We start from the raw sequence: 24,665 nt of genomic DNA, 5'->3' as shown, positions 1-24,665 counted from the left end.
CGCCGCACACAGCAGGACCAACGACACCAACCACGCCTTCATCGACACCCTCTTGCGCACGCACATCCTCCGTGAATCCATTGGTTTGACTTTGCCCGTCGAAAACGGCCGCGCAGTGTACTCGTACGTGCGGGCCGAAGGGGATATGCAGGAAGCCGCCGCCGCGCCTGGCCCTGGCGCTGGGGCCAGCGCAGCAGGCGCTCTGGGAGTAACTCTCGGCTGAGGGTCGCCCCCGCTCGAGCAGCGCGCGGCAACCGGTCGCCCGCGCAAGGCAGTGGTGGGGGGCCTCCTTCACCCTCCAGGGCATGTCGCAAGGCCCTTCTGGCCCACCACCGCCCCCTGCCCTCTTCCGCAACAGGACTCCCATCCCGCCTATACTCGACTACTCGTAGGTGCCCACCACGCTCACCGACGAGGCCACACCGGAGAGGCGCACGTACCAGGTGCCCGCGGCGGGGTTCTGGAAGGTGCAGGTCTCCGTGCTGCCGGCGTTGTTGGACAGACAGTCGTAATCCGTCTGCGTGGCGGGGCTTCCCAGCAGGACGCGCAGGTCGATGCCCGCTCCGCCGCAGGATGCCGTGCCCTGCGTGGCGAACGTCAGCTTCGTCGCCCCGGCGGGCACCTCCAGCTTGTACTGGAGCGGCGTGTTCGTGCTGATGCACGACGGGTTGATGACGAGCGCCCGGCTCACCAGCGGCTGGATGCCGTCGGGCGCGCCCACCGCGTCGTAGTCCGCGCTGAGCAGCGCGCCGTTGAAGGTGCCGCTCAGCCGCACGTACCAGAGGCCCGGCGTGGGGTTCTGGAACTCACACGCGCGCCGGCTCGTCGTCTTGACGGTACAGGCCGTGTCGCTCGCGGTGGGCAGGGCACCGGGGCGCGCGGTCATCACCGCGTTCGCGCCGCCGCCGAACAGGTCCAGGCTCAGGAAGCCCTGACCCGGCGGCACCTCCACCTGGAAGTACTGCGCCTGGTCCGGCGTGCTGGAGAGATTGGGCACCGGGGCGCCGCGCGCCAGGGGGAAGACATCTCCCTCGTTGGAGTACGTGCCCGTCAGGCTGGCCCCGCTGAAGGCATACGCGCGACCCACCGCGACGAACCAGGTGCCTGGCTCGGGGTTCTGCACGAGGCACGTCGCCACATTGCCCGAGGTGCCCTCCGCGTAGCAGGCCGGATTGGCCATCGTGGGGCGCACGCCGCGCTGGATGTAGAGGTCCGCGAAGCCGTCCCCGCCGGACAGGTTGAACTTGAGCAGGGATTGGCCGGCCGGGACCTCCAGCTTCCAGAGTTGCACGGCCTGGCCCTCGCCGTGGAGGCCGTTGACGGCGACTCCTCGGGTGAGCTCCGGGATGCCTTCCCCGGGCGTCTGCGCCGACGTCGCGGTGAGCACCGCGCCGGTGAACGCCGCGGAAACGGACCGGACCGCCGCGTACCAGGTGCCCGCCTGCGGCTGGCTGAAGGCACACGTGTCCTCGCTCTTCCCCACCACTTGCACGGTGCAGTCCGCCGTCGTGTTGTCCGGCGGCGCGCCGTAGCGCACGAAGAGGTTGGCGGTGCCCGTCGTGTTGCGCAGGTTGAAGGCCAGGTCGCTCGTGCCCGCGGCCACCTCGAACTGGTAGAGGCGCTGCTCTCCCAGCGCGCCGGAGACGGAGACCTCGGACACGCCCGCGGTGAGCGCGCGGGTGGTGGAGGTGGTGGCCCGCACGCGGCCCTGGAAGCCGTCCGCCGCCTTGACCATCACGTACCAGAGGCCCGAGGCCGGTGCCTGCACCGCGCACGAGGCGCCGGGCTGGGCCTGGGTGGAGACGGCCGCGCACTTGTAGCTCGTCGTGGTGGGCGCGCTGCCCTGCTTCACGTAGAGCTCCGCGTCCTGCTGGGTGAGCAGGTCCACGGTGAGCAGCGTCTGCCCCGCGGGGACGTTCAGGGTGAGGTAGCGGTAGCGCCCCGCGAAGTCCGTCAGCGCGAGCGGGACGTTGTCCGCCAGCGTCAGCGTGGGGGCGGGGAGGCGATCCGCGCTGGCTCGCAGCGAGACGTCGGCGCTGCTCGCCGTCATGTTGTTGGCCTCGATGAACCACGTGCCCGCCTGGGGATTCGCGATGACACACCGCCGTCCGCCGTCCGGCTGGTCCACGTTGCAGTCCGCGCCCGACGTGGGGGGCGCGCCCCTCGCCACTCGAAGCATCGCGGCAGAGCCCGTGCTGAGGCGGCCCTCCAGGGTCAGCGCGGACAGGCCGCTCGGCACCTCGATGCGGAAGAACTTGCCCGTGCCGTAGTTCGAGGGCGACACGGGGCCCACCCACTGGTTCAGGGGCAGCTCGGGGTACGGCTGGTAGGAGACCCGCACGCCCGCGCCGGTGTAGTCCTCTCGCCCGCGGACGCGCACGTACCAGATGCCCGCGTTGGGCGCGGTGAGCTCGCACGCGCTCGTGCAGATGCGGCCTCCCGTCGCGGGCGGCTTTGCTCCCGACTGCAGCACGTAGGCGACGTTTCCGTCACCGGCCAGGGTCTCGAACTTCAGGGTCTGCATGCCCACCGGCACGCTGATGCTGTAGAACCGGTCCACCATGTACGTCCCAGACAGGTCGGTCACCCACTGCCCGGCGGTGAGGGGCTCCGTGGGCAGCTCCGGCGCCGTGGCGGAATAGGTGGCGCGGACAAAGAACTCCGTGACCTCCTTGGTGGCCCGGAGCCGCACGTACCAGATGCCCGAGACGGGCAGGTCGAACACGCAACTGGTGCGCCCGTCATTGAGCGTGCCCTCGCAGTCGTTGTAGATGGACGTGTCCGCGGGCGCAGGGCGCGTGCGCGAGCGGATGGCGACCCACGGCTGGCCCGTGCTGCTCGTCATGTCGAAGCGCAGGCGGCGCTGCCCCGAGGGGACGTTGATCGTGTAGTAGCGGTTGTCATCCGGCGACGCGGAGATGCCGCTCAGCGCCTGGCCGTTGCCCAGCTCCACCGGCGCGCTCACCTCACCGGAGTACCAGACGCGCACGGTGGCGTTCAGCCGGATGCTGGAGGCCGTGGTGGCCAGCACGTACCAGGTGCCCGCCTGGGGCTCGTTGACCTCGCAGCTCGAGGTGGACGAGCAGGAATAGGTGCTGCTGTTGGTGGGAACAGGCACGGCGCCATACGCGAGGTAGACCGTCGGCGAGACGCTGTTGTCGCCCCGGTTCACCGAGACGCGCAGCTTCCCGGCGTTGGGCGGGACGGACAGCGTGAAGGCGCGGGTGTCGCTGGTGTTCATCAGCGTGAAGCCGGAGGACGGCTTACCGGGCGTCAGCTCCTGCGGCGCGAGCGCGCCGTTCGCGTAGTACGCCTGGAGCGCGACGCCGCTGAAGGCCGACTTGGCGTGCAACTGGATGTACCAGGTCCCTGCCTGCGGGTTGTTGATGACGCATTCCTCGGTGGCGTACGGCTGCTCGGAGAGGCAGTCATACGTCGTCGTGGTGGCGCGGTCGTTGAACCGCACGTAGAGGTTGGGGTTCTCGGTCAGGCTGCTCGTCGTGCGGACCCGGAGCACGGTCTGCCCGGGCGGCACCTCGATGGCGTAGTTGAGCAGCTCGTTGACGCTGGCGCTCAGTGGGCTCTCCACCCGGTCATTGCCGATGAACATCACCGGCGTCCCGTCCGCCGCCTGCAGGCTGCTGGTGACGCGCACGTTGGTGTAGTCCGAGGCGCCGCGGACCATGATGTACCAGGTGCCCGCCTGGGGATTGGTGACGTTGCAGTCCTCGATGGACGAGTCCCACCGCGCGGAGGTGCACGTGGCCGCGGTGGTCGTCGGGGGCGTGCCGAACGAGACATACAGGTCCGGGTTGCCCGAGCCGCCCATCGTCCGCACGTGCAGGGCCGTCTGCCCCGCGGGCACCGACACGGTCCAGTAGCGCTGGCTCCCCGTCGTGCCGCTCACCGTGACGAATTGGCCGCTGCCGAGCACGTTCGCCAGCGGGGCGTACTCGCCCAGCAGCGAGACGGTCGCGAAGGCGGCGTAGCCTCGGACCATCACGTACCACGTGCCCGCCTCGGGGTTGTCGATGGCGCACAGCTCCGTGTTGCCAGCGGCCGTGGAGGCGCACCGGTACGACGTGACGGTTGGCTCGGCGCCAAACTGCACGAAGATGTCCACATCTCCCGTGCCGCCAGACGTCTTGAAGTTGAGCACCTTCTGTCCAGGCGGGACCTGGAGCGAGAACAGCTTCTGCTCGTCCTTCGCGCCCGACACGGAGGTGGCCTGGCCCGTCGTCAGCGCGACGGCCGCGAGCGTGGCTCCACCGAGGGTGGTGCCAGGATTCTCTTGCACCGGAGCCGGACGGCTCGCGGCGGGACCACACGCGCTCAGGCACAGCCCGAGCAGACATCCAAACCAGACGACCCAGGACCGCGAAGACATAGCGCTATCCTCATGCCGGGGCTGAGTCGCGCCGGCGCGTGTGAAGAGGGAGAGGGAATGCGGGGATGCAGCGGCGCGGGCGGGGCTACTCATGGAGCACCCGCAGTTCGATGTCGTTGTAGCTGGTGCCGTAGGCATCGATGTACCAGAGGCCCGCCTGGGGATTGGTGAACGCGCAGGAGTCATCCGAGCCGGAGATGGTGGAGGCGCAGTCGTAGGTGGAGACGGGCGCATCGCCTCGCCGCACGTAGAGGTTGGTGGCGCCCGAGGTGCTCTTCGGGATGCCCACGGTCGACACCTGGAGGCTCTTGGCCCCGTCGGGCACCGACACCACGTAGTAGTGCGAGCCCGTCCCCGAGGGCACGCGGGTGCGCGAGCCATTCAGGATGGGCTCGATGCCCGACGCCGCCTGGGTGAGCTGATCCATCCCGGTGAGGGTCACGCCGCGGTACTTGCCGGTCAGCAGCACGTACCAGGTGCCCGCGGCCGGCGCCGAGACGACGCAGTCCATGGACTGGCTGCTGTAGCCATACGCGCAACGCGTCTCCGTCAGGGTGGGGACGGCGCCGCGCTTCACCCGCAGCTCCGTGTCCTGGAAGGCTCCGGTGACGTGGACGCGGAGTTGTGTCCGGCCCGCCGGAATGTCCATCGAGAACAGCCGCGGAATCGTGCCGTCCGCCGTGAGGTTGGGCACGGGGATGTGCGGTGTGAGCGGCGCGACGTCCGTGTCTTGGCCGTAGCGCCCGGTCAGGTAGACGCCATTGAAGTCCGAGGCCGCACGGACGAGCGCGAACCACGTGCCCGCCTGGGGCTGGTCGATGACACAGCGCTCACCCGTGGTGGCCGGGGCCGCGTGGCACACGGCGTTCGTGGGCGTCGGGCGCGTGCCGGATTGGACATACAGGTCCAGCGAGCCCGTGCCGCCCGAGACATCGAACTCCAGGCGCCGCTGTCCGGCTGGGACCTCCAGCTTCCAGAGGCGATAGGCGCCCACCTTGCCGGTGAGATTCACGCGCGCCACGCCATTCTCCAGCGCCTCCACCCCTTCGCCGGGCGTGACCGAGGTCGTGGCCTGGAGGTGCACGTTGGAGAAGTCCGTCTTGCCTCGGGCGAGGATGTACCAGCGGCCCGGTTGGGGATTCGCGATGGCGCAGGCCTCCAGGGGTGCGTCCGGCACGTCCGACTTGCAGTCGAAGTCCGCCGAGTTGGGGATGCCCTCGCGCTTGAGCAGGAGCGCCACGTCGCCTTGGGACCAGACGTCCCAGCCGCTCATCACCTCGGAGAGCTGCACGAGCAGGTCGCTGGTGCCCGCGGGGACGTCCACCGTCCACTGGCGCTCCGAGTTCTGGGTCCCGGAATAGGCAGGCTCCACCCAGCCGCTGAACAGGGGATAGGGCTGGGAGGTGGTGGCGCGCACCACGGCTGTCATCGGCACGGGCGCGGTGACCATCGCGTACCAGGTTCCCGCGGCGGGGCGCGCGAAGGCACAGCGGCGCGACTGGGTCGGGGACCCATAGTTGGCGTAGCACGCGGCGTCGAACGTGGTCGGCTCGCGTCCGTATTGGACATACATCGAGGCGATCGTGGGCGCGGGGAGGCGGGCATACAGGTCGAAGACGACCTGCTCACGGCCCGGCGGGACCTCGAACCGGAAGTACTGACGCGTGTCGGCGGGGGCGGACAGGCTCACCGGCTCGGTGTCCGCCAGCACGACGGTGGCGCTGTCGCTGCGCTCCACGGTGGCGAGCAGGGTGGCCTGGGTGTTCGCTGCGACGTTGAGGGTGATGAACCAGGCGCCGGCCTGGGGCTTCGTGAGGGTGCAGCGATTCTGGCTGCACGTGGAGAGGGCGGAGGCCGACCAGGAGCCGTAGCGCAGGGCCAGGCTCACCGCGGTGCCGCTGGTGGCCGTCACCGTCAGGCCCGCCGCGTCTGCTGGGACGTCGAGCCGGTAGTAGAGCGTGCGGCTCTGGGGCACCGCGGTCAGTGTCTGGGTTGCGCCTGATGCCAGGGGCGCGATGGGCGCGAGCGTGGCGCGCACGCGCGTGTCAGCGGCGGTCGCGTTCGCGCGCACGCGCACGTACCAAGGACCTGGCTCCGGCGTGTAATAGAAACAGCTGCTGGACGTGCTGCCCGTGCAGGCGCGGGCGTCCGTGGGCGTCGGGTGCCCCTTGGTCTTGAGATAGACATCCGCCACGTCGGGCGTGCCGGACAGCTCCATCGTCAGTCCCACCTGGTCCGCGGGCACGTCGATGCGGAACATCGCGTCCTGGGCGGGCGTGCTGGCGAAGGGCGTCCATTGCCCATCCGCGAGGACGACCTCGGCCGCCTCCGCGACGGCCGTGTAGGTGCCCTGGAGCTTGAAGTTGGCGAGGGCGCTCTTGGCCTGGACCGCCACGTACCAGGTGCCGGCGCGGGGCTGGTTGACGACGCAGCTCGCGGTTGCCGAGCGCAGGTTTCCGGTGCAGTTCGCGGACAGCGGCCAGGGCTTGTTGGCGAAGTTGGCCAGGAGCACCGCGTCGCCCGTGCCGCCCGTGAGCTCGAAGGCGACCCGGCCCTGTCCGGCGGGAACATCGAGGCTGTAGTAGCGCGTCTCGTCGGCCGGGATGGCAATGCCCGTCACCGGCTGGGCCGAGGTGAGCACGACCACGCTGGGGTCCGGCGCGGGCGTGGTGACGGCCGTGAGGGTGACGCCGGTGAAGGCGGCCGTGCCGCGCACGGTGATGAACCACATGCCCGCCGTGGGCGTGTTGATGACACACTGCTCGGTGGCGGTGGTCGTTTTGGACCGGCACGTGTAGCTGGTCTGCGTGGGCTGGGCCCCGTATTTCACATACAGGTCCACGTTGGTCGCGTTCGCCAGCGTGACGGTCAGCTTGGACTGTCCGGGGGGCACCTCCAGCCCGAAGAGGGTTTCACCGCCCGAGATGCCCGACAGCTCCTGGCGGGTCTCCCCCTGCGTGAGCAGGGGAACCTCCGCCGGTGTCGCGGGTTCGGGGACCGGGGCCTCCTCGCCGCGGTCGCATGCGCTCGCGAACATGAGCGCGCCCAGGACTGCGCACATCAGACTTCGACGCATGGTTGCTCCTCGTCGTCGGGAATGGCCGAGATGGCCTGAAAACCCAACTGCGACGCAGAGTGTAAAAAGGGGTCTGACATGGCGAGCCCGCTGACACGTCAACCGAGCCGTTGACGTGTCAGCCGGCCCCTTTGACGCGTTAGAGCGGCCTGAGCTCTTCGCCCTCCTTGCGATTCTTGTGGGCCGCGGCGGACGCTGGTACATCCGTTGCTCAGCGCACGCGCGCAGCACGCAGGCCCAATCCCAGAAGGCAATTCATGAAAACGCAAGCCAAGCAACCGTTTCAATTGCCAGACTTCTACGTCCCCTGGCCGGCGCGCCTGAATCCCAACCTCGAAGGGGCCCGCGTGCACTCCAAGGCGTGGGCGCGGGAGCTGGGAATCATCGGCAAGCCGAAGGACGGGAGCGCCCCCGAGATCTGGGACGAGGCCAGGTTCGATGCCATGGACTACGCCCTGCTCTGCGCGTACACCCATCCCGAGGCTCCGGGCCCTGAGCTGGACCTGGTGACCGACTGGTACGTCTGGGTCTTCTACTTCGACGACCACTTCCTCGAGCTGTACAAGCGCACGAAGGATCGCGAGGGGGCGAAGAAGTACCTCGACAGGTTGCCCGCGTTCATGCCGGTGGACCTCTCCGTCACTCCGCCGGAGCCGACCAATCCCGTGGAGCGCGGCCTCGCGGACCTGTGGGCGCGGACGGTGCCCCATCGCTCCGAGGCCTGGCGGCGCCGGTTCTTCACGAGCACGAAGCACCTGCTCGAAGAGTCCACGTGGGAGCTGTCCAACATCAGCGTGCAACGGGTCTCGAATCCCATCGAGTACATCGAGATGCGCCGCAAGGTGGGCGGGGCGCCGTGGTCGGCGGATCTCGTGGAGCACGCCGTCTTCGCGGAGATTCCCGACCGGATCGCGGAATCCCGGCCGATGCGCGTCCTCAAGGACACGTTCTCCGACGGCGTGCACCTGCGCAACGATCTCTTCTCCTACGAGCGCGAAATCCTGGAGGAGGGAGAGCTCTCCAACTGCGTCCTGGTGATGGAGAAGTTCCTCAACGTCGATACCCAGCGCGCCGCCAACCTGACCAACGATCTCCTGACGTCGCGGCTCCATCAGTTCGAGAACACGACGCTGACGGAGCTGCCCTCGCTCTTCGCGGAGTTCGGCGTGAACCCGGTGGAGCAGGCGCACGTCCTCACGTACATCCGCGGGCTTCAGGACTGGCAGTCCGGCGGCCACGAATGGCACATGCGGTCGAGCCGCTACATGAACAAGGGCACCCGGAACGAGGGGCTGCTCCCGCTCGCTCCCACGGGCCTGGGGACCTCGGCGGCGCGCCTCCGCTTGTCGCCTGATTCCCTGGGGTTGAGCCGGTTCAAGAGCTTCGCCCACCTGCCCTACACACCCGTGGGCCCGGTGAAGCTGCCCAAGTTCTACATGCCCTACAGCACGGGTCTGAACCCGCACCTGGACGCCGCGCGGAAGCACTCCAAGGACTGGGCGCGCCAGATGGGGCTGCTGGACCCGCTGCCGGGCCTGCCGGGCGTGTACATCTGGGATGATCACACGTTCGACATCGCCGACATGGCCCTGTGCGCCGCGTTGATCCACCCGGGCATGTCGGGCCCCGAGCTCAACCTGACCGTCGGCTGGCTCGTCTGGGGAACCTACACCGACGACTACTTCCCCGCGTTCTACGGGCACACCCGCGACATGGCGGGGGCGAAGGTCTTCACCGCCCGGCTGGCGGCGTTCCTGCCAGACGACCCCGCCACCTGCACGGCAGTCCCCATCAACCCGGTCGAGCGCGGACTGGCCGACATGTGGGCTCGCACCGCCGGGGCCCTGTCCCAGAGCGCTCGGAATCTGTTCCGCAAGGCCCTCCTGGACATGGCCGAGAGCTGGTTGTGGGAACTCGCCAATCAGATCCAGAACCGCATCCCGGATCCGGTCGACTACGTGGAGATGCGCCGGAAGACGTTCGGCGCGGACTTCTTCATGAGCCTGTCCCTCCGGCTGTCGCAAGGCGACGAGATTCCGCCGGAGATCTTCCATACGCGGACCCTGCGCTCGCTGGAGAACTCGGCCGGGGACTACGCCTGGATGACCAACGACATCTTCTCCTACCAGAAAGAGATTGAGTTCGAGGGCGAGCTCAACAACGGCGTGCTGGTCGTCCAGCGCTTCCTCGACCTCGACAAGCCGAGGGCCGTCGAGGTCGTCAATGACCTGATGACGGCGCGGATGCAGCAGTTCGAGCACATCGTCGCCACCGAGCTGCCCGCGCTCGTGGAGGATTACCGCCTGGACGCGAAGGCCCGCGAGAAGCTGCACAGGTACGTGGAGAAGCTGCAGCAGTGGATGCGGGGAGTGCTCGAGTGGCACCTCGCGGTGGGTCGCTACAAGGAATCCGAGTTGCGCAACACCCGGAAGCTCGTGCGGCTGCCGGGGAGCCCCACGGGGCTGGGGACCTCGGCCGCGCGCATCGCGTCGCAGCTCGGAGGCATCCCACCTGCTCAGCGTTGACGTGGCCGCGCCGTCCGGCTTCACTCCGCCGCCATGGCAAAAGTCACCGGCATCGGCGGCATCTTCTTCAAATCGACCAGGGACGACAAGGCGCTGTCCGAATGGTACCAGCGTCACCTCGGCATTCAGCTCGAGCCCTGGGGCGGCGCCATTCTGAAGTGGCCCGAGGATAAGGCCGAGGACAAGGGCCTCACGGTGTGGAATGTCGCGGCGAAGGACAGCGACTGGTTCGACGCGCCGTTCATGATCAACTACCGCGTCGACAACCTCGGCGAGCTGCTCGCTCAGCTTCGAGCGGCGGGGGTGCAAATCGTCAAAGGCCCCGAGAGCCACGAGAACGGCAAGTTCGCGTGGATCATGGACCCGGACGGCAACAAGGTGGAGCTCTGGGAGCCCATGCTCTGGGACGAGAAGAACAAGCAGCGCTGACCCCTGCCCTCTCCTCCTCCACCCCCCGCACCAGCCCGCCGCCTAGCAACAGTGCCCCCATTCCGCCTATACGCTATACGCTGCGGAGGGTGGCCTTGGCCCGCCAATAGTCGGCAAGGCATCAACAGATCAGCCCCGGAGTGAAGCGATGGGTAATATGGGTAAGGGCAGGCTCGAGGCCTTCAGTGATGGCGTCATCGCCATCATCATCACCATCATGGTGCTGGAGATGAAGGTGCCGCATGGCGAGTCGCTGGAATCGCTGCGTCCGCTCCTGCCGGTGTTCCTGAGCTACGTGCTGAGCTTCGTCTACGTCGGCATCTACTGGAACAACCACCACCACATGCTGCATGTCTCGACGAAGGTGTCCGGCGCCGTGTTGTGGGCCAACCTGCACCTGCTGTTCTGGCTATCACTGTTTCCCTTCACCACCGGCTGGATGGGCGAGAACCATTTCGCCGCGTGGCCGAGCGCCTTGTACGGTGGCGTGCTGCTCATGGCTGCCTGCGCCTACTGGCTGCTCCAGCGGGCGCTCATCGCGGTGGAAGGTCCGGGCTCCCTGCTCAAGTCGGCGGTGGGCAACAACTGGAAGGAACGGATTTCGCCGCTGCTCTATCTTCTGGGCATCGCATCGACGTTCTGGCGGCCGGGCATCGCTCAGCTGCTCTACGTGGTGGCCGCACTGCTCTGGCTGGTGCCGGATCGGCGCATCGAGCATGTGCTGAATCGTGGGGCGCAATGACAGCCTCTGGAGCCGCTCAAGGCGCGCTCAATGCCTGCACGACCAGCACATCCAGCTCGATGACGTCGCCCGGGGCACCCTCGGCGCCGGTCACCTCCACCCCCACCCGCTCCGTTCCGGCCGGGGCCGTCAGCTCGCGAGCAGTCCGAGCCCACTCCTCGGAAAGCACCGGGCTGGAGAGCACCTCCGACTGCAGCTCCTGGCCGCTCGCATCGCGCCAGCTCACCCGCATCTCGGCGACCAGTGCGCGTCCCGGCGTCCCGCGGGCCCAGAAGGAAGCGCGGTGCGCTCCCGGGGATGCGGCAAATCCCGGCCAGTTGTCGAGATGGACACCCCAGCCGTACAGCCCTGTCACCTCCACGCGCATGCCCGCTTCGCCATCTCTCGCGGCGGTGGGCGCTCTCGAGACGTTCACCGAGAACCACGGGACCCACTGTCCGAGCCCGGTCTCCAGAGACGCCGTCTCGGCGTCGAGCAGATTGGAGGTGGGGGAATGGTCGATGATGGCAGGCTCGCAGGCGGTGAGCGCCGCGACCAGCGACAGCACGCTCCAGCGCCCCGGTCTCATCGCCCTGTCTCCCCATCACGGGCCTGACAGGACAGCGTCTCACGGGCACGCTGGACTGCCTCTGCATAGCGCCCATGCTGGAACTGTCGTTCGTGGCGAGCCCAGTGCGCACAGGCGCGCTGCGCGTCCTTGAGCTGGTGCGTGAGCAGCGAGCCCAGCTCGAAGCTGAGGCGCTCCCGCGTCGCCGCGGGCTGCTTGCGCATCGCCGCCTCGAGGTACCGCGCCGCTTGCTCGAACTCGTGCCGACCGCGAAGGACCTCCAGCTCTCGCAAGATTTCCTCCACGCTCGGGGCACGGCCAGCCGCGGCGGGGGGGCGGGAGGAATCGACCACCGGGCTGGGCGTGGCCAGGGGCTGGGACGGTTCCGGCTCGGGAGACGCCAGCTCGCGACGTGCTGGCTCGGCGGGTTCGGCCACCGGCCACCCCAACGTCTGCCCCGGCCGAAGCTGAACCACCTCACCCGTGAGCCGACGGAAGAGAATGGCGCCTTCGTGCAGGGTGACCGCTCCACCCGCTTCCCGCTCCTCCACCGTGAAGCGCGTGCCCATGACCTCAATCGCCCCACCCGACACGAGCACGACAGCGGGGGAGGTCCCTGGCTTTCGGTGCTCCACCGAGAACTCCGCGCGGCCGCGGACCAGTCGCACCCCCGACGGCTCGCGACGAACGACGAGCGGCCCCAGGTTCCGAAGGGCGAGGCCTCGGGCGTCGTCCACCAGGGCGGCCTCACCCATCTGGATTTCCACCCCCGCGGCGTCTTCCCGCACCCTCAGGTCGGGAGAGGCCTGTGCGAGCTCGAGCCCCCCCAGCGAGCGTGCGGACGGAGCGCTCCAGAAGAACACCGCGAGGGCCAGCGCCGCTGCCGACGCAGCGAGCATCCACCATACGGGACGCCTGTGCCGTGCCGGCTTCGGCTCGCGCGCGTCCCGCAGCCGCGACCACAGCCGGGCCTGGGCGGCCGGGGACAGCCCCTGCTCGCGGCGGAGCTGGTCTTCACGCCGGAGCTCGGTGCGGAAGTCACGGGGAGCCATCGTCCACCTTCCATCCCCAGGCCGACAGACGGCCCTGGGCGCGGCTGATCAACTTCGACACGTAGCCCTCCGACAGCGAGAGGAGCTGGGCAATCTCGCGCTGGCTCAGATCATCCAGCATCTTCAAACCCATCACCACCCGCTCCTGCCCCGGCAAGCGGTCCAGCGCCGCCGTGGCGCTGCGCACCGCCTCTCGCCGCTCGAGGGCCCCCTCGGGCGTGGACTCCGTCTCCGTGCGCTGCGACGGAAACAGGAGGGCGGCGACGCGCCGTCGAAACGTGTTCTCGCGCCGCAGGGCGGAGAGCGCCACGTTCTGCGTGACGCGAAACAGCCAGCCCCTCACGTCCTCCTCACGTAGCCAGGCCCGGTGCTCCCAGGCCTTGAGAAAGACATCGTGCGTAACGTCTTCGGCCCAGCCCGAGCGGCCCGCCGCATACCGCATGGCCCATAAGAAGACATCCTCGGCGTGCTCCTCATAGAGCGTGTCGAACGACACAGGTCGGTCAGGCAGGGCGGGCGGGGCCTTGGAGTGGGAAGCGCGCGACATCACATCCATCACCTGGGCACCTACGATTGGCGCCGGAGAAACTTTCCTCGGAGGTTACGGCCACCAGGAGAGGCTGGCGCCGGTTTCGAGCCTCACGCCTCCCCGCGACCACAGCGTTCCGCCCTCGCTCGCATGGATCACTGGCCTCAGCAGGCCCATGGCCACGCGCAGCTCTGCCGCGAAGCGCTCGGTGAACCTCCACCGGAGCTTCATCCGGGCCCAGCCCGCGGGAGACACCTGCGTACCGGACCGGTCCGACACCCAGGAGGACGTGAGCTGGTAGTTGTGGAGGACGACACCCGCGCCCACGCCAGGTTCGAGCTGAAGACGCTCCGACGCGGAGAGCCGATAGCTGAAGAAGGCACCACCTTGCGCCTCGAGCACGGTCAGCTCCGCGCCGCGAGACACCCCGAGCCCCGCCTCCGCCTCGAGGCCGAACGCCCCCAGGCCCTGCCGGATGGACAGCAGGAGGTGTGGGTCGACGGCGGGTCCACGCCAGAGCGAACCCAGGCCCAGGCTCAGGTCCAGCTCGGAGCTCCGTGGGGCGGAAGCCACCGCCACGGGGGGCTGGGGCACGGGCCCAGCAGACTCGGCCGCAACGGGCTCGGGCGGGGGCGGCTCCGGCTCGGGCTTCAGCGCCCTCGTCATCTCGGACAGCTTCTGTGCGATCTCCAAGTGGAGCTCCGCGAGCGAGCCCCGCCCCATGCGAACGCTCTGCTCGACCCGCTGCCGCGGCCCGGCTGCCTCGAGCCGCAGTCCTTCGGGAGTGCGGCTCGCACGCAGCCGAAGCTGCGCCGGGCTCTCCGGAGAAACGACCGCGAAGCCCTCCTGTATCAACCGGAGCGCCACCTTCCGCTCCAGCTCCACACCTTCCCACCGCCGGTAATCCTGGTAGGACAGGGAGCGAAGGTCGAAGGAAACGGACACCGCCGGGGCCTGGGTCAGGAAGACGAGGGACAGCGCGCTGAGCAGAGCAGTCATGCGGTGACGCGGATAGTACCGTCGACCGTGGACCCCAGTCAGCTTCGGCCGTCCGGGCCCTCCAGCGGACCGACCCCACGGCGAGGAAAGTTTTTTCGGCCTGGCGCGTAGGTGGGGCCATGACTTCTCCACGCCATTTGAGCCTCCTGCTTCTGTGCGCGGGCGCGGTCGCCTGCTCTGGCAGAATCGAGCAACCCATCTCCGTCGGCGGAAACGACTCCGCGGGCGAAGACGATCCCGCTCCGCCCGCTTCGTCCGCGCCCATCTCCCCCGCCCCGGAGCAGTTCTCCTGCGATGCGAACGCCGTCCCCGTCGACCTGCCATTGCCCAGGCTGTCCCGGACCCAACTGGGGAACTCGCTCCGCTTCGCCATTGCCCGCGCCTTGCCGAAAGAGACGGACGCCATCTGGGCGAAGGTAGCGCCCACCTTCGCCCGGTACCCCACGGACCAGCGCACACCCGCCCCAGGTGATCTGAAAGGCGGCTACAGCCGGCTGGACCAGTCCATCCAGCAGGCCCAGATCGATGCCATGTACGACCTGGGACAAGCCGTGGCCCAGGAGCTCACCGGCAGCGACGCGCGCCGCAATGCCCTCCTGGGGAGCTGCGCGAGCGACGGACAGACGGCCAACGACCGGGCCTGCCTGGAGACCTTCATTCGCGGCTGGGGCTCGCGCGTCTTGCGCAACCCACTGCCGGCGGCGGAGGTCACCGCCTTCGCGGACATCGCGGGGAGTACTCCGGTGGACAGGGCGGCGGTGGCCGACGTCATCACCGCGCTCCTGAACTCGCCCTGGTTCCTCTACCGGGTCGAGCATGGAACCGACGCCAGCCAGCCAGTGAGCCCGCTCTCCGCGTTCGAGCTGGCCTCGAGGCTGTCCTACCAATTCTGGCAAGCGCCTCCCGACGACGAGCTCTGGGCCGGGGCGGTCAATGGCTCACTCCTGACCGAGGCCGGCTTCGCTGCCCAGCTCAATCGGATGCTCCAAGGTCCCCAACTGCGAAGCTCGCTGGACGAGTTCGTCAGCGAGTGGCTGCGGCTCGAAGAGTTGCCGTCGCTGGTCGCGCTCCGGAACGACCCGGTCTTTCAGGCCTTCGTCGGGGAGGAGATGCCCACGGACGCTGCTCGCACCGCGATGTTCGAGGACGTCCAGCTCTCCGCCTGGCAGACCATCGTGTCGGGTGGCTCGGTGAGCGACTTCCTCCACGACCGGAGATCCTACACGGGGGACCACTACCTGGCCTCCATCTACGGTGTGCCCGTCTGGAGCGGCACCGGTCCGGCACCGGTCATCCCTTCCCAGAACCGCAGCGGGCTGCTGACACGCGCTGCCCTGCTGGCCACGGGAACCGCGTCGACGCGTCCCATCCACAAAGGATACATGGTGCGCAACGCGCTGCTCTGCCAGCAGGTCGGGGCCCCACCTCCCAACGCCAGCGACAGGCCTCCCTCTCCGACCGAGGACATGACGACGCGACAGGCTGTGACCCAGCTCACCTCCGGAGGCAGTTGTGGAGGCTGTCATAACCAGACCATCAACCCGCCGGGCTTCGTGCTGGAAGGGTTCGATGCGCTCGGACGGGAACGCAGCGTGGAGCGGCTGTACGACCCGCGGGGCCACATGACGAACACCCCCCCGGTGGACACCGTAGCGGAAGTGCGGGTCTACGGCTCCGAGCGGCGGCTCGTCTCCAGCGTCGCCGAGCTCACGCAGTTGATTGATGACAGCCAGCTCTTCGAGTCCTGCATCGCGCGCCAGTACTTCCGCTTCTCGCAGGCTCGCGTGGAGTCCACCGCGAGGGATGGCTGCCTGCTCTCGGAGATGGAGGCGGTCGCGCGCAGCGGAGCGCCGATGGCCGACATGCTGAAGACGCTCGCCAACCACCCCACGTTCAAGCAGAGGAGCTTCCAGTGAGCAACACACCTGTCTTCCGAGTGGACCGCCGCATGTTCCTTCGCGGCGCGGGCGGAGCCGTCCTGGCGTTGCCGCTGCTCCCATCGCTGCTGAGCCCGAGGGAAGCGAAGGCCCAGACGGCCCAGCGCCCGAAGTGCTTCGTGCACTTCCGTACCCCCCATGGCGCCATCTTCGGCGCGAACATGTGGCCGGCGGACTCGGCGCTGACGCAGACCCTGTTCTACGCGAGCCACGACGTCCGGCGAGGGGCGCTGGCCGCGCCGGCCAACGCGAGCGGTGATGCGGTCATCAGCCGGGTGCTGACCGCGCGGTCGACGGTGCTCACGCCCACCCTCGTCTCGAAGATGAACATCCTGCGGGGCCTCGACTTCCCCCTGTACATGGGTCACAACTTCGGCGCCGCGCTGGGCTACTACGACTTCGACAAGCAGCGGCCCGCCTCGCCTCGGGCGACCATCGACCAGGTGATGGCCTACTCTCCGGCCTTCTACCCGAGCGTCACCTCCGTCCGGAAACGAAGCGTCGCCATCGCCGCCTCGGGCACCGCGAGCGGGAGCTGGGGCTACAGCACCCCCGGGGTTCGCTCCTCCGGGGTCGCCTCGAGCCCCATCAGCTCCATGGAGAGCTCGCTCGCCCTGTTCGACGTCCTGCTGGCCGGCACCAGCGGCTCCGGCAACACCCGAGCACCGGTGGTGGACAGGATTCTCGACAGCTATCGGCGGCTCCGCAACGGCAACAGCCGACTGTCGGCCGAGGACCGAGCGCGACTGGACCAGCACATCGACGCCGTCGCCGAGCTGCAGCGCCGGCTGGAGGCGACCACCAGCGCCGGCTGCCAGGTGCCGCAGCGGCCCACCACCGACAACCTGTCGCTCAAGAACTCGGGCTCCTTTGCGGGAGACCCCGCGAAGAACGTCGAATACTTCCGGCTCGTCAACGAGGTGCTCGCCGTGGCGATGAACTGCGGCGTCTGCCGCATCGCCACCATCAGCATCGACGAGAACAACCAGAACCTGACGTTCACCACCCGAGCCCCGCAGGGTGAAGACTGGCACAACAACGTCGTTCATCCGTCGACCGTGGCCGGGCCGAACCAGGAGCTGGTGGTCCAGTTCAACCAGGTCTTCTTCTCGCAGGTGTTCCTCGACCTCGTCTCCCGTTTCGAGCGGTTCTCGAACGGCGCGGGTGGAACGCTGCTGGATGACTCGCTGCTCGCGTGGGCCCAGGAGAACGGCAACACCCCACACTTCTCCTTCTCCGTCCCGGTGGTGACCGCCGGGAGCGCGGGAGGCGCCCTCAAGACCGGCAGCTACTGCGACTACCGGAACACCACGCGCAAGGTGAGCGGAGACTCCAGCACGGGCAGCGAGGGCAACTCCCTGTGGGCTGGCCTCCTGTACAACCAGTGGCTCGGCACCGCGCTCCAGGCGATGGGCATCCCGAAGGCGGAGTGGAGCGAGTCCGACCATCCCGGTTACGGCTGGAAGGCGTCATACCAATCTACGTACGAGTACTTCTTCACGAACAAAGGCTTTACCTCGGCACAGGCCTATCCGTCGTCGATGTGGCAGAAGACGGGAGAGCTGCTGCCGTTTCTCACGCCGTAGCTGTTGTGAGTCTTGCGAAAATGACCAATACATCCTCAGAAATCATCAGCGAGAGAGCCCATCGTCGGAGGGCTGTCCTGGCGACCCTCGCCAGTCAGGGAAAGCGCTTCGAGGGACTGATGCTGGGCGCCCTCCTTGCCTGCGGCCTGGCACTGCCAGCGCAGGGCCGCGAGAATGTGGGGGCCGAGCCCCCGCCCTGGCCGACGACACCGCCGGCTCAAATCTGCGGCAATACCGCGCTCTTGAGCGGCCCGAGTACCGCACCAGCGGGCGCGGTGACGGTTCCGGCCGGTGATAACAGCGGCTTCAACTTCAATCAGCCGGGCGCGACGTTCTGGTTCGGGCCCGGCGTCCATACGCTGGCCAGCGATGTCTTCGGACAGATCGTCACCCGCGCCAACACGACCTATATTGGCGCGCCGGGCGCAATCATCGACGGACAGCATCTCAATCTGTATGCCTTCACGGGTGCCGCCCAGAACGTCACCATCAAGTACCTGACCATCCGGAACTTCGGCCGCGGCCTGGACAACAACAACGAAGGCGTGGTCAACCACGACTCCGGAACCGGCTGGACCGTCGAGTATAATACCATCTCAGGCAACGATGGCGCTGGTGTCTTCCTGGGCACCGACAGCGTCGTCCGCTACAACTGCTTGAAGGACAACGGGCAGTACGGCTTCAGCATGTTCAAGCCGCCGGTCGAGGGCGGCTCCGCCATCCAGAACATCGTCCTGGACCACAACGAAATCACCGGCAACAACACCGACGACTGGGAAAGCCACATCGAGGGTTGCGGCTGTACCGGTGGCGGCAAGTTCTGGGACGTGCGGGGCGCGCGGGTGACCCACAACTGGGTCCATGACAACCGGGGCACCGGCCTGTGGGCGGACACCAACAACATCGACTTCCTCTTCGAGGGCAACTTCATCGAGAGCAATGATGGCGAGGGTATCTGGTATGAGATCAGCTACAACGCCACCATCCGCAACAACACCCTCCGCCGCAACGCCTGGGTGAGCGGCAACCGCAACCTGGGTTCGCCGGGTCCGGCCATCTACCTCTCGGAGTCGGGCGGCGACGCGCGGTTGGCCTCCGCCGTGAGCGGGGCACCGAAAATTCGCATCTACGACAACTTCTTCGAAGACAACTTCTCGGGTGTCTCCATCTACGAGAACGCCAATCGCTTCTGCAACTCCAACGGCAACACCAGCAAGGGGTACTGCACGCCGTTCATCACCCCGACCTTGATTCCGGAGGCACCGCGCAACTACGAATACCCCGCGCCCATCAGCGACACACACCCGTGCTACACCCTGGTGGCTGGCGAGCCCTACAAGACCGACTGCCGCTGGCACGCCAAGGCCATCGAAGTGAACAACAACGCGTTCTACTTCGACAGCACCGTCGTGCCGTGCGCCGGAACGTACTGCGGCGTGCAGGCCCTCATCGCCACCGGCGCCGACAACATGTCCTGGTCGCCCTACACGGTTGCCGGAATCCAGAACGATGTCATGTTCAACAATGGCAACAGCTTCCATGACAACACGTACGTCGGCAACTGGCGCTTCGCCAAGGGTTATGGCGAGACCGTCAGCTTCAGCGTCTGGCGGGCTGCTCCCTATGGACAGGAGGCCGGAAGCACCCTCGAGGGAGATGTGGGCGAGCCGCCGCCGACGCCGGGCTCCGGCGGCAACGCCCTGGACGCCGACACCTCCACCCTCGAGGGCTCTGTCGGCCAGTGGCAGACCTGGTACTCCACGGCCGTGGCCCGGTCGTCCGAGGAAGCGCACGCGGGCGCCAACAGCCTCCGTGTCGAGGTGACTGCCTCCTCGGGCTGGGGCGTCCAACTGGCGAACTGGCCCGGCTTCGCCACGACCGCTGGAGTCAAGAAGCTGAGCCTCTGGGGCAAGCTTGGCTCCGGAGCGGGCCTGACACCCAAGATGACCGTGAAGTGGCTGGGCGCGAACCAGACGGTCCTCCAGACCCACGAGGTGACGTTGCCCGCGCTGACGGCGACCTGGCAGCAGGTGTCCTCCGTGGTCGACGCACCGGTGGGTGCGAGCACCGTCCTCGTCTACCTGACGGGCACGGGCAGCTCCGGGGCCTTCTTCTATGTCGACGACATCGTCGTGGGTGACGCGCCAAACGCCCTCGATGCCGCCAGCGCCGGTGGTGAGGGCTCCGCGGGGCAATGGCAGGGCTGGTACTCCGCCAGCATCTCGGCCACGACCCAGGACGCGTACCGCGGGACGGGCAGCCTGCTCGTGAGCGTCTCGGCCCCCTGGGGCTGGGGCGTCCAGGTGGCGAACTGGCCCGGCTTCCCCACGAGCGGAGGCAACAAGCGCCTCAGCTTCATGGCGAAGCAGGGCTCCGGTGCCATCTCGAATGTCACGGTGCGGGTGAAGTGGTTTGACGGCAGCCAGGCGCTCGTCCAGACCGATCTGGTTCCGCTCACGGGCCTGACCCCCAACTGGCAGCAGGCCATCGCCCAGGTGGCTGCGCCCGCCGGTGCGGCCTACGCCTATCTGGAGGTCTACAGTACCTCGGGCGGCGCGGGTGACAGCCTGTACCTGGACGACATCGTCCTCACCGACGTTCCGAATTGACCTCGTCCGGCGAGCCCCAGGCGCCCGACGGGGCCCTGGGGCTTCCTCACCTTCGCCAGCGTCGGCCCGGGGGGAACTCAGTGGTTTCAACCACTGACTGGCCAGGGAGACAGGATTTGAACCTGTCTCCCCTGCCCTAATGCTTCGATGTCAGCGCGGTATCAGTTCCCGCTCATTGCTGCGCCTTGGCGGTGGCCGCCCCCGCGGGCACCGGGAACTGCCTGCCCCACAGGCGCACCTGGGCCGCCTTGGCCGCGTCACCCTCGAAGATGAGCGTGGCCTTCACCTTGGCCGAGGGTGGCATCTCGATGGCCTCGCTAATCTGGCCCGGAGCGCCCGCCAGCAGCGGCGTGAAGAAGCCCTCCTTGTCCACGAGCTGCGCGCCGCCCCCGTCCCGCAGGCCCAGCAGGTGGATGGGCTGGGTGGCCTTGTTCGTCACCGCCAGCACCACCTCCACGCCCTTGGGCGAGGCCGGCTTCACCTCGATGACCTGCAGCTCCGTGCTGGCGAACACCTCGTCGGGCTTGGACAGAGTCCTGGAGCCGTCCGTGCTCTCCGCGCCCTTGCGACCCGCCTCGATGCCGGTGACGACGCCGGTGCCGGCCCCCTTCGTCACCTCCACCGCCTTGCCCACCACGGTGGCTGTCACATCTTTGGCCATCTCGCCCTTGCAGGCGGACACGAGGATGATGAGCGGAATGAGTCGCATACGGCGAAACATGTGAACCCCTTTCTGGACGGACTGTACGTCGGATGGGAAGGAAGCGATGGGTCTGGGAGACTACTTGAAGCACCTGGGCTTGCCCACGGCATGTGCGAGCCTGGGTGCTTCGATGTCAGCGCTCAGTTCGCGCTGGCCGCTGAGCTGATGGGTTTGACCTCGGGAGCCGGAGACTCCTTCAACTCCACCGCGAGCGCGTCGAGGCCGTGGTAGCCCTTGGTGCTCACCTCGCCGCCCCGGTAGATCGCCCAGCCCTGGAGCTGGCCCGGCTGGAAGGCGCGGGTCATGTGCCAGAGCTGCGGGCCGCTGTTGGCCAGGTACAGGTAGAGCGCCCGCTTCGGGTTCCACGGGTTGGGCAGCGCCACGGCGAGCCCGTCATCCGAGCGCCCATACGTCTTCCCCTGCCAGCGGAAGAACCGGCGGCCGATCTCCACCGGCAGCTTCTTCTCCGCGGCCAGCCGCGCCACCAGCCCGTTGTCCTCGGCGCCTCCGAGTACGAACAAGTCCTTGCTCGCCAGCTCCTGCTCCGTCACCTCGGAGTCCGGCTTGAGGGGGGCGAGCTGGTCCGTGAAGGCATCCGCGACCACCTCGCGGAAGTTCAGGGTCAGCGTTCTATCCGCCTCCACCCCGCGTGCAGTGCCATGGACGAAGAGCAGCTGGCTGAAGTCATCCATCACGTTGGAGAGCACCTGGAAGCGCTCGCGCGGCACGGGAATGTCGTTGGCCGGGTTGAACACCACGCGCACGGGCTGCTCGGCCACGTGGAAGGAGAAGGCCTCGCTCGCGCTCTTCACCTCCACGCGCTCCAGCGTCGAGCCCTTGGCCGAGACGAGCTCCACGCTGGTGACGAGGTGATAGGGCTTGTCACCCTGCTCCACCTTGAGCGTCACGTCATAGCCGTCCTTGGCCTTCGTGGAGCTGGCGAGGATGCGCGGCTCGGGCAGGCCACCGCGATCCACCCACTGTGAGATGAAAGGCTTCAAATCCCTCCCCGCGGCCTCCGAGGCGGTGCGCACGAAGTCCGCCGTGGTGATGTTCTTGTTGGCGTACCGCTCGTGGACGGTGCTCATGACCTTCGAGAAGGACTTGTTGCCGAGCAGCAGTCGCAGCTGGTGCAGCAGGAAGGTGCCCTTGATGCGAGGAATGGCGTAGGTGCCGTAGCGGCCGTAGGAGGTGCGCGTGGCCACGGGCACCACGTCCCCCTCGCGCGAGGCGAGGTACAGGTAGCGGGTGTTGAGCTCCGCGAGGGCGTCGCGCTGCTGGTCGAAGGCCTTGTCCGCCGAGTCCGGCAGCTTGTTGAGCACGTTCCAGTAGGCGGAGGTGCCGCTCACCAGCCAGTTCTCGCCGTCGGTGGCCGGGAACACGGTGTTGGCCCACAGGAGCTTCTTGTCGAAGCCGAGGGACTCCTTGACCTTGGAGGTGTCGCGCTTGGGCGTGGAGTCCTTCGCCTCCGCGGCGAGCGACTTCGCGCGGGCGGCCTTGAGCTTGTCGGCCACGAAGATGGGGCTGAAGGTGGTGTAGCCGAGCGTCAGGTGGGCGGTGGCGCCGGGGAGGTCCTGGATCCACCGGCCGCCGACCATCTTCTCGCGCAGGGTCGTCTTGCCGTAGTGCGCGAGGAACATGAGCTGGCTGGCCATCTCACCGGTGGTGATCTTCCCGTCGCAGGCGTGGGGCCGGTTGATGGGGCTGGAGGCCATCATGCGGATGGCGTTCTCCAGGTCGATGCCGCCCTTGCCGTACTGCTCGAAGTACTTCTGGAAGGCGATGTCGCGGTTCCAGGTATTGAAGGCCAGGTCCACCGGGGCGTTCTGGGGGTTGGGGATGTATTCCTTGCGCACCTCCAGATCGCGGTTGTTGTTGTTGGCCCAGATGAAGTCCTTGAGGTTGCCCGGAGTGTCCGAGCCGTTGCCCTTGCCGCCGGTGCGCCACAGCTTCGTCTTCTTGGTGCCGAGCGTGAGGCAGGCGCCCTCGCCGGACTTGGCGTCCGCGAGCGTCCAGTCGTTGGTGTAGAGGCCGTTGTTGCGCTCCTTGAGGATGCGGGCCACGTCCTCGATGGTGGAGGCGTACTGGGCCGCCTTGCGGATGCGGTTGCTCTGGGGCGTGCCGTCGGGATCAAAGGGCGTCTGGCCCACCGTGGTCTCGCCGATGACGATGCCCGCGTCATTGATGAACCAGTCCGCGCCACTGTGGATGCCGCCCGGGAACGTCTGCATGATGAAGCGGTGGCCGCGGGTGGGCTGCACGTCCAGCATCACGTCCCAGTGGACGCCCGTGTAGCCGTTCCACATGAAGAGCTGCCCCATGATGAACTGGCCATCCCGGGTGGCGGACTTCGTGGCCACGAAGGACGAGCAGTGGTCGCCCTCACCTGCCCGAGCCGTCTCGTCCTCGGCCTTGAGGAAGACGCGCCCGGAGATCGGCGTGGCGCTCACGCGGTTGGCGTCCTCGAGCTGGCCCAGGTCCACCACCGAGTTCAATGCCACCACATCCAGCAGCTCCACCTCGCGGTCCTTGAACTTCACGCCGGCCTTGTTGACGCCGTCCGCGATGCCCTTCATCTCCTCGAGGAACTCGGGCTCGTACTTGCGCAGGAAGAGCGAGTCGGCGAGCAGCCTCACCTGGGACCAGCCGTTGACGGCGTCCTGGCGGTTCTTCTGGATGCCCACCTTCTCCATGTAGCGGACGACATCCTCCGCCACGAGCTCTCCGTACTGCTGACCGCGCTCGTACGGCTCGCCCTCGATGTGGATGTACTTCCATCCGCCGTCGTCGTAGCGGAAGCCCTTGCCGGCCCAGCGCACGGACTCCATGGGAATGTAGGCGGTGATGTCGTCCACCTCCTCGAGGCGCACGTCATCGACCCAGGCGGAGCCGGTGGCCTTGCCGTTGCGGCCCAGGTGCACCTGCACGCGATCCGAGCCCTGGATGGCGAAGAAGAGCACCGAGACGCGGCCGTCCTGGTCCGCGCCCTGGGTGGGCGAACAGTTGGTGAAGGGGAAGCTCTTCATCGACAGACAGGCGCCGATCGCCGTGGGGTAGCGCGCCTGGGCATCCGCCTGCACGCCGCGGGTGCGCACCCACGCGCTCAGGCGGTAGAGGCGGCCCACCTGGAGCTTCACGGGCTCGGACTGGACGGTGGTCTCGGCGCCGCCCACCGGGTTCTCGATGACGAGTCCCCGCGCGCCCTCGGACTTGCCGTCCGGGCTGGAGGCCACCCTGCCCCCTCCCGTCGCCGTCCAGCCGGAGGGCTGTCCGGAGGAAACCAGCGATTCGAAGCCGGCATTGGATACGGGCACCTGCGCGGCCCGTGAGGGGGACGCGTGGAGTGCTCCCGCTGTGAAGAGCAGCGCACCGAGGATTCTCGAGGTCATGCGGAGAGGGGTCATGTCCTTCCCGGAGTGAGGTGGGGGTTGTTGCGCAGGGCTACTTCTCCCGCTCCGGCCGCCGACCGTCAACCCATGTGCGGACTTCTTTCACAACCCGGGGGGATGAGCGTCTTCAAGGTCAGCATGAGTGCCTCCGGATT

At 67.9% G+C, this 24,665-nt stretch carries 15 protein-coding genes; 7 read left to right on the top strand and 8 right to left on the bottom strand.

What is annotated here, in order from left to right:
• Positions 1 to 223, top strand: a 223-nt coding sequence (locus tag DAT35_RS60970) for a hypothetical protein (protein WP_233261732.1), incomplete at its 5' end; no start/stop codon positions are given.
• Positions 224 to 382: 159 nt separating this feature from the next.
• Here DAT35_RS60970 and DAT35_RS27330 read toward each other — a convergent pair.
• Together DAT35_RS27330 and DAT35_RS58310 are read right to left on the bottom strand one after the other, a co-directional pair.
• Complete coding sequence (locus DAT35_RS27330; protein ID WP_158501899.1) at positions 383 to 4,387, bottom strand: PPC domain-containing protein; 4,005 nt, start codon at positions 4,385 to 4,387, stop codon at positions 383 to 385.
• An 85-nt stretch (positions 4,388 to 4,472) separates the two neighbouring features.
• Positions 4,473 to 7,463 (bottom strand): PPC domain-containing protein, encoded by a 2,991-nt coding sequence (locus tag DAT35_RS58310; protein WP_158501898.1) that lies wholly within the window; start codon positions 7,461 to 7,463, stop codon positions 4,473 to 4,475.
• Positions 7,464 to 7,720: 257 nt separating this feature from the next.
• Between DAT35_RS58310 and DAT35_RS27295 the strand changes: the two genes are divergently transcribed.
• The 3 genes from DAT35_RS27295 to DAT35_RS27285 all read left to right on the top strand — a co-directional run bounded on the left by DAT35_RS27295 (position 7,721) and on the right by DAT35_RS27285 (position 11,159).
• Entirely contained in the window at positions 7,721 to 9,988 is a 2,268-nt protein-coding gene (locus DAT35_RS27295) for a family 2 encapsulin nanocompartment cargo protein terpene cyclase (RefSeq protein WP_108070263.1), read from the top strand.
• 33 nt (positions 9,989 to 10,021) lie between these two features.
• Positions 10,022 to 10,417 (top strand): VOC family protein, encoded by a 396-nt coding sequence (locus tag DAT35_RS27290; protein ID WP_108070261.1) that lies wholly within the window; start codon positions 10,022 to 10,024, stop codon positions 10,415 to 10,417.
• A gap of 148 nt (positions 10,418 to 10,565) precedes the next feature.
• A complete protein-coding gene (locus DAT35_RS27285) occupies positions 10,566 to 11,159 on the top strand; it encodes a TMEM175 family protein (RefSeq protein ID WP_233261731.1) in 594 nt (197 codons plus the stop codon).
• 16 nt (positions 11,160 to 11,175) lie between these two features.
• Here DAT35_RS27285 and DAT35_RS27280 read toward each other — a convergent pair whose 3' ends face one another.
• Genes DAT35_RS27280 through DAT35_RS27265 form a run of 4 tightly spaced genes read right to left on the bottom strand, consistent with a single transcriptional unit; the run spans position 11,176 to position 14,286 of the window.
• Complete coding sequence (locus tag DAT35_RS27280) at positions 11,176 to 11,727, bottom strand: hypothetical protein (RefSeq protein ID WP_108070257.1); 552 nt, start codon at positions 11,725 to 11,727, stop codon at positions 11,176 to 11,178.
• Entirely contained in the window at positions 11,724 to 12,758 is a 1,035-nt protein-coding gene (locus DAT35_RS27275; protein ID WP_108070256.1) for a FecR domain-containing protein, read from the bottom strand. The genes DAT35_RS27280 and DAT35_RS27275 overlap by 4 nt, the downstream gene beginning before the upstream one ends.
• The gene (locus DAT35_RS27270; RefSeq protein WP_108070342.1) at positions 12,745 to 13,305 is read right to left on the bottom strand and encodes an RNA polymerase sigma factor; all 561 of its coding nucleotides are present in this window, start codon (positions 13,303 to 13,305) and stop codon (positions 12,745 to 12,747) included. The genes DAT35_RS27275 and DAT35_RS27270 overlap by 14 nt, the downstream gene beginning before the upstream one ends.
• A gap of 54 nt (positions 13,306 to 13,359) precedes the next feature.
• Complete coding sequence (locus tag DAT35_RS27265; protein WP_108070254.1) at positions 13,360 to 14,286, bottom strand: hypothetical protein; 927 nt, start codon at positions 14,284 to 14,286, stop codon at positions 13,360 to 13,362.
• 119 nt (positions 14,287 to 14,405) lie between these two features.
• On the opposite strand from DAT35_RS27265, the gene DAT35_RS27260 reads away from it, so the two are divergent.
• From DAT35_RS27260 to DAT35_RS27250, 3 genes are all read left to right on the top strand, one after another.
• A complete protein-coding gene (locus DAT35_RS27260) occupies positions 14,406 to 16,202 on the top strand; it encodes a DUF1592 domain-containing protein (protein ID WP_233261730.1) in 1,797 nt (598 codons plus the stop codon).
• Complete coding sequence (locus tag DAT35_RS27255; RefSeq protein WP_108070252.1) at positions 16,199 to 17,809, top strand: DUF1552 domain-containing protein; 1,611 nt, start codon at positions 16,199 to 16,201, stop codon at positions 17,807 to 17,809. Before DAT35_RS27260 ends, DAT35_RS27255 begins: the two co-directional genes overlap by 4 nt.
• Before the next feature lie 119 nt (positions 17,810 to 17,928).
• Positions 17,929 to 20,418 (top strand): right-handed parallel beta-helix repeat-containing protein, encoded by a 2,490-nt coding sequence (locus tag DAT35_RS27250; protein WP_158501897.1) that lies wholly within the window; start codon positions 17,929 to 17,931, stop codon positions 20,416 to 20,418.
• Positions 20,419 to 20,590: 172 nt separating this feature from the next.
• On the opposite strand, the gene DAT35_RS27245 is transcribed toward DAT35_RS27250, so the two are convergent.
• Both DAT35_RS27245 and DAT35_RS27240 read right to left on the bottom strand, forming a co-directional pair.
• On the bottom strand, positions 20,591 to 21,139 hold the full coding sequence (locus tag DAT35_RS27245; RefSeq protein ID WP_158501896.1) for a hypothetical protein: 549 nt from the start codon (positions 21,137 to 21,139) through the stop codon (positions 20,591 to 20,593).
• A gap of 122 nt (positions 21,140 to 21,261) precedes the next feature.
• A complete protein-coding gene (locus DAT35_RS27240; RefSeq protein WP_233261729.1) occupies positions 21,262 to 24,510 on the bottom strand; it encodes a C45 family autoproteolytic acyltransferase/hydolase in 3,249 nt (1,082 codons plus the stop codon).
• Between the last annotated feature and the right edge of the window lie 155 nt (positions 24,511 to 24,665).

Source organism: Vitiosangium sp. GDMCC 1.1324, from assembly GCF_003044305.1.
Taxonomy (GTDB): Bacteria; Myxococcota; Myxococcia; order Myxococcales; family Myxococcaceae; genus Archangium.
Note: the sequence above shows the minus strand (reverse complement) of the source record. Positions and strands in the feature narration are given on the sequence as shown.

Coding starts and splice junctions, on each gene's coding strand:
- DAT35_RS27250 (WP_158501897.1), top strand. CDS start 17,929: ATGCTGGGCGCCCTCCTTGCCTGCGGCCTGGCACTGCCAGCGCAGGGC.
- DAT35_RS27270 (WP_108070342.1), bottom strand. CDS start 13,305: ATGTCGCGCGCTTCCCACTCCAAGGCCCCGCCCGCCCTGCCTGACCGA.
- DAT35_RS27280 (WP_108070257.1), bottom strand. CDS start 11,727: ATGAGACCGGGGCGCTGGAGCGTGCTGTCGCTGGTCGCGGCGCTCACC.
- DAT35_RS27330 (WP_158501899.1), bottom strand. CDS start 4,387: ATGTCTTCGCGGTCCTGGGTCGTCTGGTTTGGATGTCTGCTCGGGCTG.
- DAT35_RS27295 (WP_108070263.1), top strand. CDS start 7,721: ATGAAAACGCAAGCCAAGCAACCGTTTCAATTGCCAGACTTCTACGTC.
- DAT35_RS27275 (WP_108070256.1), bottom strand. CDS start 12,758: ATGGCTCCCCGTGACTTCCGCACCGAGCTCCGGCGTGAAGACCAGCTC.
- DAT35_RS27245 (WP_158501896.1), bottom strand. CDS start 21,139: ATGTTTCGCCGTATGCGACTCATTCCGCTCATCATCCTCGTGTCCGCC.
- DAT35_RS27290 (WP_108070261.1), top strand. CDS start 10,022: ATGGCAAAAGTCACCGGCATCGGCGGCATCTTCTTCAAATCGACCAGG.
- DAT35_RS27260 (WP_233261730.1), top strand. CDS start 14,406: ATGACTTCTCCACGCCATTTGAGCCTCCTGCTTCTGTGCGCGGGCGCG.
- DAT35_RS27285 (WP_233261731.1), top strand. CDS start 10,566: ATGGGTAATATGGGTAAGGGCAGGCTCGAGGCCTTCAGTGATGGCGTC.
- DAT35_RS27240 (WP_233261729.1), bottom strand. CDS start 24,510: ATGACCTCGAGAATCCTCGGTGCGCTGCTCTTCACAGCGGGAGCACTC.
- DAT35_RS27265 (WP_108070254.1), bottom strand. CDS start 14,286: ATGACTGCTCTGCTCAGCGCGCTGTCCCTCGTCTTCCTGACCCAGGCC.
- DAT35_RS58310 (WP_158501898.1), bottom strand. CDS start 7,463: ATGCGTCGAAGTCTGATGTGCGCAGTCCTGGGCGCGCTCATGTTCGCG.